Consider the following 16140-nt stretch of genomic DNA (forward strand, 5'->3'; position numbering starts at 1 on the left):
GTAATGTCTTCCTCGCTCGCCCCAATAGCTCAGTCGGCAGAGCGTCTCCATGGTAAGGAGAAGGTCAACGGTTCGATTCCGTTTTGGGGCTCTGATGCGGGGGTTCCCGCCGCCGTGCGGGACCGAACGCATCGAAGCGGTGTAGCTCAGTCGGTAGAGCAAGCGGCTCATAATCGCTGTGTCACCGGTTCAAGTCCGGTCACCGCTACTCCCAGTAGCCGATTGCGGGGTCGGTCCGTCGATCGGCTACTCTTCTTGTGCGTCAAACCAGTCAACCCGTTCGTCAAGGAGCACTCACGTGGCTGCCACCGACGTCCGCCCGAAGATCACGCTGGCCTGCGTGGAGTGCAAGGAGCGGAACTACATCACCAAGAAGAACCGGCGCAACAACCCGGACCGTCTTGAGCTGAAGAAGCACTGCCCGCGCTGCAACGCACACACCGCGCACCGCGAGACGCGATAACGGGATAGAACACACCTGCACGCACGAGGTCGTCCCCTGCACCAGGGGGGCGGCCTCATGTTGTTTCATGTGGGAAAACCCCAGCTGACACCAGGAGGTGCCGAGCCATGGCGCTCGACCAGTCCTTCGTGGGGCGGTCCTACCCGCCCACCGCCCCCTACGAGGTGGGGCGGGAGAAGATCCGTGAGTTCGCGGAGGCCGTGGGAGACGCCAACCCGGTCTACACGGATCCGGAAGCCGCCAAGGAGCTCGGCCACCCCGATGTGATCGCCCCGCCGACCTTTGTGTTCACGATCACTTTCAAGGCCGCCGGACAGGTGATCGAGGACCCGCAGCTCGGCCTCGACTACAGCCGCGTGGTGCACGGCGACCAGAAGTTCGCCTACACCCGGCCGGTGCGCGCCGGTGACCGGCTCAGCGTCACCTCCACCATCGAGTCGATCAAGTCCCTGGCCGGCAACGACGTGCTGGAGATCCGCGGCGAGGTGCACGACGAGTCCGGCGAGCACGTCGTGACCGCCTGGACCAAGCTGGTGGCCCGCGCGGCCGAGGAGGGATGAGGAACCCGATGACAGCGAAGATCGCCTACGACGACGTCGAGGTCGGCACCGAGCTTCCGGCCCGGACCTTCCCCGTGACGCGCGCCACCCTCGTCCGGTACGCGGGCGCCTCCGGGGACTTCAACCCCATCCACTGGAACGAGCGGTTCGCCAAGGAGGTCGGACTGCCGGACGTGATCGCGCACGGCATGTTCACCATGGCCGAGGCGATCCGCGTCGTCACCGACTGGGTCGGCGACCCCGGCGCGGTCGTCGAGTACGGCGTCCGCTTCACCAAGCCCGTCGTCGTCCCGGACGACGACAAGGGAGCCGTGATCGAGGTCTCCGGCAAGGTGGGGGCCAAGCTCGACGACAACACCGTGCGGGTCGACCTGACCGCCGTCAGCGGCGGACAGAAGGTCCTCGGAATGTCCCGGGCGCTCGTCCGCCTGGCCTGACCCCATCGCCCGGCCGAACTCCACCGCCCGCCCGGCCCCACCGCGGGCGAGCCGCCGGCGCGCGGTGCGTCGCACCGCCGTACGAAGCCGTGCGCACCGGCGGGAAACAGCCGGAAGCGGCAGGAAGCAGCAGGAAGCGGTGCGGGTGGTGCGGGGCGGTACGGGGCCGCTCCGAAGGGGTCTCGTAGTCTTGGGCGCGTGCAGGAACTCCATGACGCGCCCCTCGCTCCGCTGACCACCTTCCGGCTGGGCGGCCCCGCGACCCGGCTGATCACCGCGACCACCGACGACGAGGTGATCGAGACCGTCCGCCGGGCCGACGCCGACGGCACGCCGCTGCTGCTCATCGGCGGCGGCTCCAACCTGGTCATCGGGGACAAGGGCTTCGACGGCACCGCCCTGCGCATCGCCACCCGCGGGTTCGACCTCGACGGGACGACGCTGGAGCTGGCCGCCGGCGAGGTCTGGACCGACGCGGTGGCCCGCACCGTCGAGGCCGGCCTCGCGGGCATCGAGTGCCTGTCCGGCATTCCCGGTTCCGCCGGCGCGACCCCGATCCAGAACGTCGGGGCGTACGGCCAGGAGGTCTCCTCCACCCTCACCGAGGTCGTCGCCTACGACCGCCGGGAGGGCAGGACGGTGACCCTGACGAACGAGGAGTGCGCCTTCTCCTACCGTCACAGCCGCTTCAAGGCCGACCCCGAACGGTACGTCGTCCTGCGTGTCCGCTTCGCCCTCGAGGACGCGGACGGGCTGTCGGCGCCCCTCCGGTACGCCGAGACCGCCCGTGTCCTCGGCGTCGAGGTGGGCGACCGGGTGCCGCTCGCCACCGCCCGTGACGCGGTGCTGAAGCTGCGCGCCGGCAAGGGCATGGTGCTGGACCCCGAGGACCACGACACCTGGTCGGCCGGCTCCTTCTTCACCAACCCGATCCTCACCGACGCCGACTTCGCCGCCCTGCGCGCACGCGTGAGAAAGCGGCTGGGCGAGGGCGTCGAGCCGCCCGCCTACCCGGCGGGGGAGGGCTTCACCAAGACCTCCGCGGCCTGGCTGATCGACAAGGCCGGCTTCACCAAGGGCTACGGCACCGGCCCGGCCCGCATCTCCACCAAGCACACCCTCGCCCTCACCAACCGCGGCGGTGCGACCACCGAGGACCTGCTGGCCCTGGCCCGCGAGGTCGTGGCCGGCGTCCGCGAGGCCTTCGGCGTCACCCTGGTCAACGAGCCGGTGATGGTGGGCGTGAGCCTGTAGGCGCCGCGACCGCCCGCGCGGTCGCCCAGCGCACGCGGCCCGCCGCCGCGCCCCGGCCACGGCGCCCCCTGCGTCAGCTCGCCAGCCAGTCGTCCACCCCCGCCAGCAGCCGCTTCCTCACGTCCTCCGGGGCCGCCGAGGCGCGGATCGACTGGCGGGCCAGCTCCGCCAGTTCGGCGTCCGTGAAACCGTGGTGGCGGCGGGCGATCTCGTACTGGGCGGCCAGACGGGAGCCGAACAGCAGGGGGTCGTCGGCGCCCAGGGCCACCGGGACGCCGGCCTCGAAGAACGTGCGCAGGGGGACCTCCTCCGGCTTGTCGTACACCCCCAGCGCCACATTCGACGCCGGACACACCTCGCAGGTCACGCCCCGGTCGGCCAGGCGCCGCAGCAGCTGCGGGTCCTCCGCCGCGCGCACCCCGTGGCCCACCCGGTGGGCCTGGAGGTCGTCCAGGCAGTCGCGGACCGAGGCCGGGCCGGCCAGCTCGCCGCCGTGCGGCGCCGCGAACAGGCCGCCGGCCCGCGCGATCGCGAACGCCCGGTCGAAGTCCCGTGCCATGCCCCGGCGTTCGTCGTTCGACAGCCCGAAGCCGACCACACCGCGGTCCCGGTAGCGCACGGCCAGCCGGGCCAGCGTGCGCGCGTCCAGGGGATGTCTCATCCGGTTCGCGGCGACCAGCACCCGCATGCCCAGGCCGGTCTCGCGCGACGTCGTCTCCACCGCGTCCAGGATGATCTCCAGCGCCGGGATCAGCCCGCCCAGACGCGGGGCGTACGAGGTCGGGTCGACCTGGATCTCCAGCCAGCCCGAGCCGTCCTTGATGTCCTCCTCGGCGGCCTCCCGCACCAGCCGCTGGATGTCCTCCGGCCTGCGCAGACAGGAGCGCGCCGCGTCGTACAGCCGCTGGAAGCGGAACCAGCCCCGCTCGTCCGTCGCCCGCAGCTTCGGCGGCTCCCCGCTGACCAGGGCCTCCGTCAGGGTCTCGGGCAGCCGTACGCCGTACTTGTCGGCCAGCTCCAGCAGGGTGGAGGGCCGCATCGACCCGGTGAAGTGCAGGTGCAGATGGGCTTTCGGCAGCTCGGAGACATCACGTGCACGCGGGGGGTTCGGGGAGAGTCCCTCTGATGAGCGCAACATTCCAGGATCGTGCCGCACCTCCCGCGCGTCCCGGTAGCGGTTTCCCCTTTCGTGGTCTTGCTCGCACACCTGCACATACGAAGGAGCCCACCGCCCGCACTCAGGCGAACGGGCGGCGGGCCCGCGGAGGGAGGGAAGGCCCCGGAGGGGCGGACCTCAGTCCCGCGCCTCCGCCAGCAGCTTCTGGAGCCGGCTGACGCCCTCCACCAGGTCCTCGTCACCGAGGGCGTACGACAGCCGCAGATAGCCGGGCGTGCCGAACGCCTCGCCCGGGACGACCGCGACCTCGGCCTCCTCCAGGATGAGCTCGGCCAGCTCCACCGAGTTCTGCGGGCGCTTGCCGCGGATCTCCTTGCCGATCAGCGCCTTCACCGACGGGTAGGCGTAGAACGCGCCCTGCGGCTCCGGGCAGACGACCCCGTCGATCTCGTTGAGCATCCGCACGATGGTCTTCCGCCGCCGGTCGAAGGCCTCCCGCATGCGCGCGACCGCCTCCAGGTCGCCGGAGACCGCGGCGAGGGCGGCCGCCTGGGCGACGTTCGACACGTTCGACGTGGCGTGCGACTGGAGGTTGGTCGCGGCCTTGACCACGTCCTTGGGGCCGATGAGCCAGCCCACGCGCCAGCCGGTCATGGCGTACGTCTTGGCGACGCCGTTGACCACGATGCACTTGTCGCGCAGCTCGGGCAGCCTCGCCGGCAGGGACACGGAGGCGGCGTCGCCGTAGACCAGGTGCTCGTAGATCTCGTCGGTGAGCACCCACAGGCCGTGCTCCAGGGCCCAGCGGCCGATCGCCTCGGTCTCGGCCGCGGAGTACACCGCGCCGGTCGGGTTGGACGGGGAGACGAAGAGGAGGACCTTGGTCCTCTCGGTGCGGGCGGCCTCCAGCTGCTCGACCGTCACGCGGTAGCCGGTGGTCTCGTCGGCGACGACCTCGACGGGCACACCGCCGGCCAGGCGGATGGACTCCGGGTACGTCGTCCAGTACGGCGCCGGCACGATGACCTCGTCGCCCGGGTCGAGGATCGCGGCGAACGCCTCGTAGATGGCCTGCTTGCCGCCGTTGGTGACCAGGATCTGCGACACCTCCGGCTCCCAGCCGGAGTCGCGCAGCGTCTTGGCGGCGATCGCGGCCTTCAGCTCGGGCAGGCCGCCGGCCGGGGTGTACCGGTGGTACTTGGGGTTCTTGCAGGCCTCGATCGCGGCTTCGACGATGTAGTCCGGGGTCGGGAAGTCCGGCTCACCGGCGCCGAAACCGATCACCGGACGGCCGGCGGCCTTGAGGGCCTTGGCCTTGGCGTCCACGGCGAGGGTGGCCGACTCGGAGATCGCGCCGACTCGGGCGGAGACCCGGCGCTCGGTAGGAGGAGTTGCAGCGCTCATGCCGTCCATCGTTTCAGACCGGAAACGGCGGCGGCACCTCGGTTCGCCCACCGGACGCCCGCCGGCCTCTGCCCCGGGGCCGCTCCGTCTCCGCTCTGCTTCGGCTCCGTCCTCGCTCTGTCCTCCGCGTTGTCCCCGCCCGCGGGACCGCTCGGTTTCCGCCTCCGGGACCGTCCGGTTTCCGCCCGCGGGGCACTGTCGGGGGCTTTCCGTTCGACGACCGGCGCCGGACCACGTACACTCTCACCTCGTTGGCCTTCAGCAGCCGTCGACCAGCCTGGTGCACATCGAGCATCCGGTCGGATGCGGTACGTTGGGGGGCACACAAAGGGTCGTAGCTCAATTGGTAGAGCACTGGTCTCCAAAACCAGCGGTTGGGGGTTCGAGTCCCTCCGGCCCTGCTCCACACACCACCGCCAGGGTGTGTGCGTATGTACGTACATCGATGCACCGCCGTGCGGCTCGACCGGGCGCGGCACGGCCACGACCCGGAATCAGGTGAGGACGAATGACGGACGCCGTGGGCTCCATCGACACGCCTGATGCCCAGGACGAGGTGCCGGAGTCCAAGAAGAAGCCGCGCAGGGGCGGCAAGCGCGCCAAGAAGGGGCCGCTGAAGCGCCTTGCCCTCTTCTACCGCCAGATCATCGCGGAACTCCGCAAGGTTGTCTGGCCCACTCGCAACCAGCTGACGACGTACGCCACCGTGGTGATTGTCTTCGTCGTCATCATGATCGCCATGGTGACCGTGATTGACTATGGGCTTGACCAGGCGGCCAAGTACGTCTTCGGCTGAGCCAAGAGCGAAGGGCGCCGTGGTACCCGGCGCCCCTTTGGCATGTTCCACCCCCATGTATCCAGGAAGAAGCAGCCACCGTGTCTGACCCGAACCTGAACGACGCCATCGAGCCGACCGAGTCCGTGGATGACGAGCTCGACACCGTCGAGGGTGCGGACGAGGTCGACGAGACCAAGGCTGCCGAGGGCGGGACGCCCGAGGGAGAGGCCGCCGAGGAGGAGGCGAAGGCCGAGTCGGACCCGGTCGCCAAACTCCGCGAGGAACTGAGCGCGCTGCCCGGCGAGTGGTACGTCATCCACACCTACGCCGGCTACGAGAAGCGGGTGAAGGCCAACCTGGAGCAGCGTGCCGTCTCGCTGAACGTCGAGGACCTCATCTACCAGGCCGAGGTCCCCGAGGAGGAGATCGTCCAGATCAAGAACGGCGAGCGCAAGACCGTCCGGCAGAACAAGCTGCCCGGCTACGTGCTCGTCCGGATGGAGCTGACGGACCAGTCCTGGGGCGCCGTCCGCCACACCCCGGGTGTCACCGGCTTCGTGGGGGACGCCTTCAACCCGTACCCGCTGACGCTCGACGAGGTCGTGAAGATGCTCGCCCCGGAGGCCGAGGAGCGGGCCGCCCGCGAGGCCGCCGAGGCCGAGGGCAAGCCGCTTCCGCCGCGCAAGGTCGAGGTCCAGGTGCTGGACTTCGAGGTCGGCGACTCGGTCACCGTCACCGACGGCCCGTTCGCCACGCTGCAGGCGACGATCAACGAGATCAACCCCGACGCGAAGAAGGTCAAGGGCCTGGTGGAGATCTTCGGCCGCGAGACGCCGGTCGAGCTCTCCTTCGACCAGATCCAGAAGAACTAGTCCGGCCGGGTCCGGAAAGGACCGGTCGCACGCCCGCCCGCCTCCGCCCCTGCCGGCGTCTCCCGCCGGCAGGGGCGTTGTGCGTACGGGTCGTGTGCTCCGAGGGGGCTCCCGCGGGCCGCGGCCGGATCAGCCCGCGCAGCCGGGCACCGGGCTCGGGCTGGTGCTGCAGTTGTTCGGGGTGTTGCCGGCGACCACGGTGGACTGCAGGGTCACGATGCCGTTGTTGTTGTAGATGCCGCCGGGGTTGTTGTTGGCGGCCTGGTTCTGGCTGACGTTGCTGAAGGACACCGTGGTGGTGCCGCCGGGGACGGTGGGGACACCGGTGGCGATGCCGCCGCCGGTCTGCGCGGTGTTGTCCACGAGGTTGCTGGTGGTGATGGTCAGCGTTCCGATGCTGGCGATGCCGCCGCCCGCGCCGCCCGCCGTATTCCTGCTGATCTGCGAGGACCTGACGGTCAGTGTGCCGTTGTTCACCAGGCCGCCGCCGTTCTGGGTCGAGGAGTTGTCCCTGACGACGCTCTCGCTCACATGCGCCTGGGAACCGCTGGCCACCCCGATGCCGCCGCCGAAGGCGGCGGTGTTGTCCCGGATCACACTGCAGTCGACGGTCAGGGTGCCGTTGCCGGTGACGAGGATGCCGCCGCCGTCGCTGCTCAGGACGGCGCTCCCGGCGGCGTCGCCGTTGGCGATGGTGGTCGTGCGCAGCGTCAGATTGCCGCCGTCGACGGTGAGGATGCGGAAGGAACCCGCGGTGCGGGTGATGGTCGCGTGGTTGCCGTTGATGACGATCGGCGAGGTGATGCTGGGCAGTTCGGAGGTCAGGGCATAGGTGCAGCGGGCCGTCAGCTTGAGCGTGTCGGTCCCCGGGGTGCTGTTGGCCGTGGTGATGGCCGTGCGCAGGGCGGTCTGGCTGCATGCCACGGTGTGCGTCTTGGCCGAGGCGGAGGGGGCCAGTGCGAGGGGCGCCAGCGTGGCGGTCATGCCTATGCAGAGCACGTGAGCGGTGCGAACGGAAAACGCACGGGTGAACATGTCACTCCTTCTGAAGTCGCGCCCGCCGCGGGCGTGACGGTTCACAAGGCCGTGGGCGCCGCGGACAGGGGGGCTGTCAGCGAAGGAGGTCCCCTGGGACACGCCGGTTCTCTCTGAATTCCTCCTGATTTACACCTGATGGTCCTTTGCGATGCGTCCGATGGGCGGATCACGGACGGACCGGTGCACCGGCCGGCGGAAGGGCCGGCCGGTGCGCTGGTCCGCCCGCCGCCCGCCGCTGCGAGGGCCGCTTGCCGCGCTGACCTCGTGATTTCAGGTCCTGAGGGAGCAGGGGCTATCGTGGTGCGGTATGCCGTCTGCGGGATCATGCACCGAGCGGGAGCAGGTCGAAGGCGCGGATGGCACTCAACCTCTCAGCAAGGACCCGGAGAGAGAGCATGCCTCCCAAGAAGAAGAAGGTCACGGGGCTCATCAAGCTCCAGATCCAGGCCGGTGCCGCCAACCCGGCCCCGCCGGTCGGCCCCGCGCTGGGTCAGCACGGCGTCAACATCATGGAGTTCTGCAAGGCCTACAACGCCGCGACCGAGTCGCAGCGTGGCTGGGTGATCCCGGTGGAGATCACGGTCTACGAGGACCGTTCCTTCACCTTCGTCACCAAGACTCCGCCGGCCGCCAAGATGATCCTCAGGGCCGCGGGCGTGGAGAAGGGCTCCGGCGAGCCGCACAAGACCAAGGTCGCCAAGATCACCCGGGCGCAGGTCCGCGAGATCGCTCAGACCAAGATGCCCGACCTCAACGCCAACGACCTGGACGCCGCCGAGAAGATCATCGCTGGTACCGCCCGCTCCATGGGCGTCACCATCGAGGGCTGAGCCCCGGCACCCCAACCCCGTAGCACCCATGCGGCCGCAGGAGGCCGCACGTGGCAGGGCCTGCTCGGCCCGGACCACGACTCCTTTCGGACCACACAGGAGCAGTTGTGAGCAAGCGCAGCAAGGCTCTCCGCGCTGCGGACGCCAAGGTCGACCGGAACAGGCTGTACGCCCCGCTCGAGGCCGTCCGTCTCGCCAAGGAGACCTCCACGACCAAGTTCGACGCCACCGTCGAGGTCGCCCTCCGTCTGGGTGTCGACCCGCGCAAGGCCGACCAGATGGTCCGTGGCACCGTGAACCTTCCGCACGGCACCGGCAAGACCGCCCGGGTCCTGGTCTTCGCGACCGGTGAGCGTGCCGAGGCCGCGCGTGCCGCGGGCGCCGACATCGTCGGTGCCGACGAGCTGATCGAGGAGGTGGCGAACGGCCGCCTGGACTTCGACGCCGTCGTCGCCACCCCGGACCTCATGGGCAAGGTCGGCCGCCTCGGCCGCGTCCTGGGTCCGCGTGGTCTGATGCCGAACCCGAAGACCGGCACGGTCACCCCGGACACCGCCAAGGCCGTGTCCGACATCAAGGGCGGCAAGATCGAGTTCCGTGTGGACAAGCACGCGAACCTGCACTTCATCATCGGCAAGACGTCCTTCGAGGACACCCAGCTGGTGGAGAACTACGGCGCCGCGCTGGAGGAGATCCTCCGTCTGAAGCCGTCCGCCGCCAAGGGCCGCTACATCAAGAAGGCCTCCATCACCACCACGATGGGCCCCGGCATCCCGGTCGACCCGAACCGCACCCGCAACCTTCTCGTCGAGGAGGACCCGGCCGCGGTCTGAGCCTCCGGCTCACCCCGTCGACGACGAGCCCCGCGACCTTCCGGCGCGGGGCTCGCCCCTTTTCCGGGCCCGCTTTTGCGGGTACGGCTTTCTCGCACGGCCGTCGGCGGCCTGCGCTAGCGTGAGGGCCACAGCCATGGCACAGGGGTGGGACGAATGAAGAGCACGACCGCGCGCCGTACGACACTGCCGGTCGCGGTGGCGGCCGCGCTGACGGGAGTGACCGCGTGCGGCTTCGGCGGCCCTTCCCGGGGCCCGGACGGGGCCGGCGGGGCGGCGGAGCGGGACGCGGCGCGCATGAGCTCCATCGCGGCCCTGCGGTCCGCCGACGCCTCCACCGCCGAGGCCGACTCCGCCCGGGTGTCGATGACGACCAGCATCGGCACGCTGATGTCCATGAAGGGCAGCGGCACCGTCGCCTGGGGCCGCGGTCTGACCGGCCGGCTCACGCTCACCTACACCGGCGGCACGGCCCTGGAGACGATGCGCCGGGTCGGGACCACCTCGATGGAGGCGCGGTACCTGCCCGACGCCTACTACGCGCGCATGGGCGACGTCTTCGCCGAGCAGGCGGGGGGCGGCAGGCACTGGATCCGGTACCGCTACGAGGACCTCGGGCGGCTCGCGGGCGGCTCCGGCGCGTATCTGCGGGAGCAGCTGCGGAACTCCACCCCGAACCAGACGGTGAAGCTGCTGCTCGCCTCCGGCGACGTCAGGAGAGTGGGCGAGGCGACGATACGGGGCGAGCGCACCACCCACTACCGGGGCACGGTGAACATCGCCGACTTCGCCGGCAGGAGCTCGAACCTTCCCCGAAGCGAGCTGGAGGCCCTGCGCAGACAGCTCAGCCAGGCCGGTGTCACCACCGAGTCCATCGACCTGTGGATCAACGACCGGAGCCTTCTGGTCAAGAAGGTCGAGAGGGCCGACACGGCGGCCGGCACGATGACCAACACGGCGTACTACAGCGACTACGGCATCAAGGTCGCCGTCCAGGAGCCCCCGGCCGACGACACGAGGGACTTCAAGGACCTGATGAGGACCCAGGGCTCCGCGGGCGGCGGCTCCTGACCCCTGCTGCGCGACGGCCCCGCAGGGACGCCGCGGGAGCGGATTTGCTCGGGGGCGCCCCGGTCTCGTACTCTTCTGCGGAAGCCAGAGACCGCTGGTCGTTACCGCACGCTCGGACGAGGGTGCGGTGGCCGAAGGATCCGCTGAACTGCGGACGGCCCGCGCAGGTGACAGTGGAAGCACTCCCGGAGTGCACGCGATCGTGCCGCGTGCACGACCGGTCGAGCCCGCCCCGTGCGCCTGCGCCGGGGCGTTTCGTTTTCCCCAGTCCTCCTTCGGGTCCGCGCGGTCCGAATCACCCGGAAGGAGGCCGAGGCTATGGCGAGGCCCGACAAGGCGGCCGCGGTTGCCGAGCTGACGGACAAGTTCCGCAACTCGAACGCCGCCGTGCTGACCGAGTACCGCGGTCTCACCGTGGCGCAGCTCAAGACGCTGCGTCGTTCTCTCGGTGAGAACGCCCAGTACACCGTGGTGAAGAACACGCTGACCAAGATCGCGGCCAGCGAGGCCGGGATCACGCTGGACGACCAGCTCTTCGCTGGTCCGACGGCGGTCGCCTTCGTCACCGGTGACCCGGTGGAGTCGGCGAAGGGTCTTCGTGACTTCGCCAAGGAGAATCCGAACCTCATCATCAAGGGCGGTGTCCTTGACGGCAAGGCGCTGTCCGCCGATGAGATCAAGAAGCTTGCGGACCTGGAGTCCCGCGAGGTTCTGCTCAGCAAGCTGGCCGGTGCCTTCAAGGCGAAGCAGTCCCAGGCTGCCTCCGTCTTCCAGGCGCTGCCGTCGAAGCTCGTCCGCACCGTGGACGCGCTGCGCGCCAAGCAGGCCGAGCAGGGCGGTGCCGAGTAATTCGGCTCGCTTTGCGATCCTCACCCGTCCGTGGGTGGGGGTCGACGCGGGCCCGACGTACGCCCGCCTGACCCAGTACATCCGGCACCTGCCGACTTGAACGGAAGGACCGCCATCATGGCGAAGCTGACCCAGGAAGAGCTGCTCGCGCAGTTCGAGGAGATGACCCTCATCGAGCTCTCCGAGTTCGTGAAGGCGTTCGAGGAGAAGTTCGACGTCACCGCCGCCGCGGCCGCCCCGGTCGTCGTCGCCGGTGGTGGCGCTGCCGCCGCCGGTGGCGCCGAGGCCGAGCCGGAGAAGGACGAGTTCGACGTCATCCTCGCCGCCGCCGGCGACAAGAAGATCCAGGTCATCAAGGTCGTGCGCGAGCTGACCTCCCTCGGCCTGAAGGAGGCCAAGGACCTGGTCGACGGCGCCCCGAAGCCCGTCCTCGAGAAGGTCAACAAGGAGGCCGCGGACAAGGCCAAGGAGGCCCTCGAGGGCGCCGGCGCCACCGTCGAGGTCAAGTAAGACCTTCACGGGTCCGTCCGGGACTCCTGCGCACTGACAGCCGTTCGAGGCTGTAACGCGGACGCACCGAGGGGCGATCATCCATCCGGGTGGTCGCTCCTCGGCGTTTCCCGAGGGCGGCGCAGGCTGCCTTGCACCCACGGCCGGGAGAGGTAAGGTGATCTTCGTCGTGCCTCGAGCGGTCCCGGAGGCAGGCTGCGTGTGACGACGGCGGCATCCGATTTCGGCCTGGGGGGCCTTGACGAACTGCACGCAGCGCGCAATTCTCAGGACGCGTCGTCACAAGGATCCGAATCCGAGGCATGGATCGACGACAAAGAGGGCAGTATCAGAGTGCGTTGAGGGCAGACATGCCGCAGACGTCGACAACTGTGAGGGTCCCGAAAAACCCGTACTGGACATCAGTGAGCTAAGTGGCTACACTGACCCTTTGCGCTGCCTGTTAACTGCCTCCTGCCCGTCACCAGGGGCATGCCCTCGCCTCAGCAACGACGAGCGGACCACCGCTGACCTGGCTTTTCCGGCTCGCAGCGGAGGATCTGTCGTCGTAGCGGCGGCGGGGGACCGGTACGCGCGTAGTGAGTCCGAGCCCTCGGAAGGACCCCCTCTTGGCCGCCTCGCGCACTGCCTCGACCGCGAATACGAACAACGGCGCCAGCACTGCTCCGCTGCGCATCTCCTTTGCAAAGATCAAGGAGCCCCTCGAGGTTCCGAACCTTCTCGCGCTGCAAACCGAGAGCTTCGACTGGCTGCTCGGGAACGACGCGTGGAAGGCTCGCGTAGAGGAGGCTCTCGAGAACGGTCAGGACGTCCCCACCAAGTCCGGTCTCGAGGAGATCTTCGAGGAGATCTCCCCGATCGAGGACTTCTCCGGGTCCATGTCGCTGACCTTCCGCGACCATCGCTTCGAGCCGCCGAAGAACTCGATCGAAGAGTGCAAGGAGCGCGACTTCACCTACGCCGCCCCGCTCTTCGTCACGGCCGAGTTCACCAACAACGAGACCGGCGAGATCAAGTCCCAGACCGTCTTCATGGGCGACTTCCCGCTCATGACGAACAAGGGCACCTTCATCATCAACGGCACCGAGCGTGTCGTGGTGTCGCAGCTGGTCCGTTCGCCCGGCGTCTACTTCGACTCCACCATCGACAAGACGTCCGACAAGGACGTCTTCACCGCCAAGATCATCCCCTCCCGGGGTGCCTGGCTGGAGATGGAGATCGACAAGCGCGACATGGTCGGTGTCCGCATCGACCGCAAGCGCAAGCAGTCCGTCACCGTGCTCCTCAAGGCGCTCGGCTGGACCAACGAGCAGATCCTCGAGGAGTTCGGCGAGTACGAATCGATGCGCGCCACCCTGGAGAAGGACCACACCCAGGGCCAGGACGACGCACTCCTGGACATCTACCGCAAGCTGCGCCCGGGCGAGCCCCCCACGCGTGAGGCCGCCCAGACGCTGCTGGAGAACCTCTACTTCAACCCCAAGCGCTACGACCTCGCCAAGGTCGGCCGCTACAAGCTCAACAAGAAGCTGGGTACGAGCACCCCGCTGGACGAGGGTGTCCTGACCATCGGGGACATCATCGCCACGATCAAGTACCTGGTGAAGCTGCACGCCGGCGAGACCGAGACCGTCGGTGACAACGGCGAGACCGTCGTCGTCGAGACCGACGACATCGACCACTTCGGCAACCGCCGTCTGCGCAGCGTCGGCGAGCTCATCCAGAACCAGGTCCGCACCGGTCTGGCCCGGATGGAGCGCGTCGTCCGCGAGCGCATGACCACCCAGGACGTCGAGGCGATCACGCCGCAGACCCTGATCAACATCCGGCCGGTCGTCGCCTCCATCAAGGAGTTCTTCGGCACCAGCCAGCTGTCCCAGTTCATGGACCAGAACAACCCGCTGTCCGGGCTGACGCACAAGCGTCGTCTGTCCGCGCTCGGTCCGGGTGGTCTCTCCCGTGAACGGGCCGGCTTCGAGGTCCGTGACGTGCACCCCTCGCACTACGGCCGCATGTGTCCGATCGAGACGCCGGAAGGCCCGAACATCGGTCTGATCGGCTCGCTGGCCACCTACGCCCGGGTCAACGCGTTCGGCTTCGTCGAGACCCCGTACCGCAAGGTCGTCGACGGCCAGGTCACCGACCAGGTGGACTACCTCACGGCCGACGAGGAGGACCGCTACGTCATCGCGCAGGCCAACGCCGTCCTGACGGACGACCTGCGCTTCGCCGAGAGCCGCGTCCTGGTCCGCCGCCGCGGCGGCGAGGTCGACTACGTCGACCCCGAGGACGTGGACTACATGGACGTCTCGCCGCGCCAGATGGTGTCGGTCGCGACCGCCATGATCCCCTTCCTCGAGCACGACGACGCCAACCGTGCCCTCATGGGCGCGAACATGATGCGCCAGGCCGTGCCGCTGATCCAGGCGGAGGCCCCGCTCGTCGGCACCGGCATGGAGTACCGCTCCGCCGTCGACGCCGGCGACGTCATCAAGGCCGAGAAGTCCGGTGTGGTCCAGGAGGTCTCCGCGGACTACATCACCACGGCCAACGACGACGGCACCTACATCACCTACCGCCTGGCCAAGTTCGCCCGCTCCAACCAGGGCACCTCGGTCAACCAGAAGGTCATCGTCAACGAGGGCGACCGTGTCGTCGAGGGCCAGGTCCTCGCCGACGGCCCGGCCACCCAGAACGGCGAGATGGCGCTCGGCAAGAACCTGCTGGTCGCCTTCATGCCGTGGGAGGGCCACAACTACGAGGACGCGATCATCCTGTCGCAGCGCCTCGTGCAGGACGACATCCTCTCCTCGATCCACATCGAGGAGCACGAGGTCGACGCCCGTGACACCAAGCTCGGCCCCGAGGAGATCACCCGGGACATCCCGAACGTCTCCGAGGAGGTCCTCGCCGACCTCGACGAGCGCGGCATCATCCGCATCGGTGCCGAGGTCGTCGCCGGCGACATCCTGGTCGGCAAGGTCACCCCGAAGGGTGAGACCGAGCTGACCCCGGAGGAGCGCCTGCTGCGCGCGATCTTCGGTGAGAAGGCCCGTGAGGTCCGCGACACCTCGCTGAAGGTGCCGCACGGCGAGACCGGCAAGGTCATCGGCGTGCGCGTCTTCGACCGCGAGGAGGGCGACGAGCTGCCGCCGGGCGTGAACCAGCTGGTCCGCGTCTACGTGGCGCAGAAGCGCAAGATCACCGACGGTGACAAGCTCGCCGGCCGCCACGGCAACAAGGGTGTCATCGCCAAGATCCTGCCGATCGAGGACATGCCGTTCCTGGAGGACGGCACCCCGGTCGACGTCATCCTCAACCCGCTGGGCGTGCCGTCCCGCATGAACCCGGGACAGGTCATGGAGATCCACCTCGGCTGGCTCGCCAGCCAGGGCTGGGACGTCTCCGGCGTCCAGGAGGAGTGGGCCGAGCGTCTGAAGGCCATCGGCGCCGACCGGGTCGGGCCGCGCACCAACGTGGCCACCCCGGTCTTCGACGGCGCCCGGGAGGACGAGATCGCGGGTCTGCTGGAGCACACCCTGCCCGACCGCAACGGCGACCGCCTGGTCCTGCCGTCCGGCAAGGCCCGGCTCTTCGACGGCCGCTCCGGCGAGCCGTTCCCGGACCCGATCTCGGTCGGCTACATGTACATCCTGAAGCTGCACCACCTGGTCGACGACAAGCTGCACGCCCGCTCGACCGGTCCGTACTCGATGATCACGCAGCAGCCGCTGGGCGGTAAGGCCCAGTTCGGTGGCCAGCGGTTCGGCGAGATGGAGGTGTGGGCACTCGAGGCGTACGGCGCCGCCTACGCCCTTCAGGAGCTGCTGACCATCAAGTCCGACGACGTCACCGGCCGCGTGAAGGTCTACGAGGCCATCGTCAAGGGCGAGAACATCCCCGAGCCCGGCATCCCCGAGTCCTTCAAGGTGCTCATCAAGGAGATGCAGTCCCTCTGCCTGAACGTGGAGGTGCTGTCCAGCGACGGTATGTCCATCGAGATGCGTGACACCGACGAGGACGTCTTCCGCGCCGCGGAGGAGCTCGGCATCGACCTGTCCCGGCGCGAGCCGAGCAGCGTCGAAGAGGTCTGACGGGAGTCCGGCGGGCCTTCCCGGCCGGGA

General features: G+C 69.1%; 15 protein-coding genes and 3 tRNA genes. 15 read left to right on the forward strand and 3 right to left on the reverse strand.

Annotated features, from left to right (window positions below):
• The first annotated feature begins 18 nt into the window (after nt 1-18).
• The 6 genes from CCN35_RS14415 to CCN35_RS14440 all read left to right on the forward strand — a co-directional run bounded on the left by CCN35_RS14415 (nt 19) and on the right by CCN35_RS14440 (nt 2714).
• A tRNA-Thr gene (locus CCN35_RS14415) sits at nt 19-91 on the forward strand.
• A gap of 44 nt (nt 92-135) precedes the next feature.
• Nucleotides 136-208, forward strand: a tRNA-Met gene (locus CCN35_RS14420).
• Nucleotides 209-298: 90 nt separating this feature from the next.
• Complete coding sequence (gene rpmG / locus CCN35_RS14425) at nt 299-463, forward strand: 50S ribosomal protein L33 (RefSeq protein ID WP_067397031.1); 165 nt, start codon at nt 299-301, stop codon at nt 461-463.
• 107 nt (nt 464-570) lie between these two features.
• The gene (locus CCN35_RS14430; RefSeq protein WP_086792952.1) at nt 571-1023 is read left to right on the forward strand and encodes a MaoC family dehydratase N-terminal domain-containing protein; all 453 of its coding nucleotides are present in this window, start codon (nt 571-573) and stop codon (nt 1021-1023) included.
• Between the two features lie 8 nt (nt 1024-1031).
• A complete protein-coding gene (locus tag CCN35_RS14435) occupies nt 1032-1460 on the forward strand; it encodes a MaoC family dehydratase (RefSeq protein WP_067397033.1) in 429 nt (142 codons plus the stop codon).
• 198 nt (nt 1461-1658) lie between these two features.
• On the forward strand, nt 1659-2714 hold the full coding sequence (locus tag CCN35_RS14440) for a UDP-N-acetylmuramate dehydrogenase (RefSeq protein WP_067397034.1): 1056 nt from the start codon (nt 1659-1661) through the stop codon (nt 2712-2714).
• 73 nt (nt 2715-2787) lie between these two features.
• Here CCN35_RS14440 and CCN35_RS14445 read toward each other — a convergent pair whose 3' ends face one another.
• The gene (locus CCN35_RS14445) at nt 2788-3852 is read right to left on the reverse strand and encodes an adenosine deaminase (protein WP_067397035.1); all 1065 of its coding nucleotides are present in this window, start codon (nt 3850-3852) and stop codon (nt 2788-2790) included.
• A gap of 156 nt (nt 3853-4008) precedes the next feature.
• A complete protein-coding gene (locus CCN35_RS14450; protein WP_086792956.1) occupies nt 4009-5235 on the reverse strand; it encodes a pyridoxal phosphate-dependent aminotransferase in 1227 nt (408 codons plus the stop codon).
• A 328-nt stretch (nt 5236-5563) separates the two neighbouring features.
• Here CCN35_RS14450 and CCN35_RS14455 point away from each other — a divergent pair.
• The 3 genes from CCN35_RS14455 to nusG all read left to right on the forward strand — a co-directional run bounded on the left by CCN35_RS14455 (nt 5564) and on the right by nusG (nt 6885).
• Nucleotides 5564-5636: transfer RNA gene (locus tag CCN35_RS14455), tRNA-Trp, on the forward strand.
• 107 nt (nt 5637-5743) lie between these two features.
• On the forward strand, nt 5744-6031 hold the full coding sequence (gene secE, locus CCN35_RS14460; RefSeq protein ID WP_067397036.1) for a preprotein translocase subunit SecE: 288 nt from the start codon (nt 5744-5746) through the stop codon (nt 6029-6031).
• A gap of 80 nt (nt 6032-6111) precedes the next feature.
• Nucleotides 6112-6885 (forward strand): transcription termination/antitermination protein NusG, encoded by a 774-nt coding sequence (gene nusG, locus CCN35_RS14465; protein ID WP_067397037.1) that lies wholly within the window; start codon nt 6112-6114, stop codon nt 6883-6885.
• Nucleotides 6886-7014: 129 nt separating this feature from the next.
• Here the strand turns inward: nusG and CCN35_RS14470 are convergent, their stop codons facing one another.
• Nucleotides 7015-7869, reverse strand: a complete 855-nt coding sequence (locus CCN35_RS14470; protein ID WP_143631549.1) for a hypothetical protein — start codon at nt 7867-7869, stop codon at nt 7015-7017.
• A 449-nt stretch (nt 7870-8318) separates the two neighbouring features.
• Here CCN35_RS14470 and rplK point away from each other — a divergent pair, with 449 nt between their 5' ends.
• The 6 genes from rplK to rpoB all read left to right on the forward strand — a co-directional run bounded on the left by rplK (nt 8319) and on the right by rpoB (nt 16110).
• Nucleotides 8319-8753, forward strand: a complete 435-nt coding sequence (rplK, locus tag CCN35_RS14475) for a 50S ribosomal protein L11 (RefSeq protein WP_067397039.1) — start codon at nt 8319-8321, stop codon at nt 8751-8753.
• 107 nt (nt 8754-8860) lie between these two features.
• Nucleotides 8861-9586: a 50S ribosomal protein L1 gene (rplA, locus tag CCN35_RS14480; protein ID WP_067397040.1), complete on the forward strand. Its 726-nt coding sequence runs from the start codon at nt 8861-8863 to the stop codon at nt 9584-9586.
• A 156-nt stretch (nt 9587-9742) separates the two neighbouring features.
• Entirely contained in the window at nt 9743-10657 is a 915-nt protein-coding gene (locus CCN35_RS14485) for an SCO4651 family lipoprotein (protein ID WP_067397041.1), read from the forward strand.
• 318 nt (nt 10658-10975) lie between these two features.
• A complete protein-coding gene (gene rplJ / locus CCN35_RS14490; RefSeq protein WP_067397042.1) occupies nt 10976-11506 on the forward strand; it encodes a 50S ribosomal protein L10 in 531 nt (176 codons plus the stop codon).
• A gap of 117 nt (nt 11507-11623) precedes the next feature.
• Nucleotides 11624-12016: a 50S ribosomal protein L7/L12 gene (gene rplL, locus CCN35_RS14495; RefSeq protein WP_067397043.1), complete on the forward strand. Its 393-nt coding sequence runs from the start codon at nt 11624-11626 to the stop codon at nt 12014-12016.
• Between the two features lie 608 nt (nt 12017-12624).
• Entirely contained in the window at nt 12625-16110 is a 3486-nt protein-coding gene (rpoB, locus tag CCN35_RS14505) for a DNA-directed RNA polymerase subunit beta (RefSeq protein ID WP_067397044.1), read from the forward strand.
• Nucleotides 16111-16140: the final 30 nt, after the last annotated feature.

Origin of the sequence: Streptomyces thermovulgaris, assembly GCF_002155915.1 — a bacterium.
Lineage (GTDB): Bacteria > Actinomycetota > Actinomycetes > Streptomycetales > Streptomycetaceae > Streptomyces > Streptomyces thermovulgaris.

Excerpts from the sequence above, each read along its gene's own strand:
- CCN35_RS14485 (WP_067397041.1), top strand. The coding sequence starts at position 9,743 with ATGAAGAGCACGACCGCGCGCCGTACGACACTGCCGGTCGCGGTGGCG.
- CCN35_RS14450 (WP_086792956.1), bottom strand. The coding sequence starts at position 5,235 with ATGAGCGCTGCAACTCCTCCTACCGAGCGCCGGGTCTCCGCCCGAGTC.
- CCN35_RS14445 (WP_067397035.1), bottom strand. The coding sequence starts at position 3,852 with ATGTTGCGCTCATCAGAGGGACTCTCCCCGAACCCCCCGCGTGCACGT.
- CCN35_RS14430 (WP_086792952.1), top strand. The coding sequence starts at position 571 with ATGGCGCTCGACCAGTCCTTCGTGGGGCGGTCCTACCCGCCCACCGCC.
- CCN35_RS14470 (WP_143631549.1), bottom strand. The coding sequence starts at position 7,869 with ATGACCGCCACGCTGGCGCCCCTCGCACTGGCCCCCTCCGCCTCGGCC.
- rplL (WP_067397043.1), top strand. The coding sequence starts at position 11,624 with ATGGCGAAGCTGACCCAGGAAGAGCTGCTCGCGCAGTTCGAGGAGATG.
- CCN35_RS14435 (WP_067397033.1), top strand. The coding sequence starts at position 1,032 with ATGACAGCGAAGATCGCCTACGACGACGTCGAGGTCGGCACCGAGCTT.
- rplK (WP_067397039.1), top strand. The coding sequence starts at position 8,319 with ATGCCTCCCAAGAAGAAGAAGGTCACGGGGCTCATCAAGCTCCAGATC.
- secE (WP_067397036.1), top strand. The coding sequence starts at position 5,744 with ATGACGGACGCCGTGGGCTCCATCGACACGCCTGATGCCCAGGACGAG.
- rplJ (WP_067397042.1), top strand. The coding sequence starts at position 10,976 with ATGGCGAGGCCCGACAAGGCGGCCGCGGTTGCCGAGCTGACGGACAAG.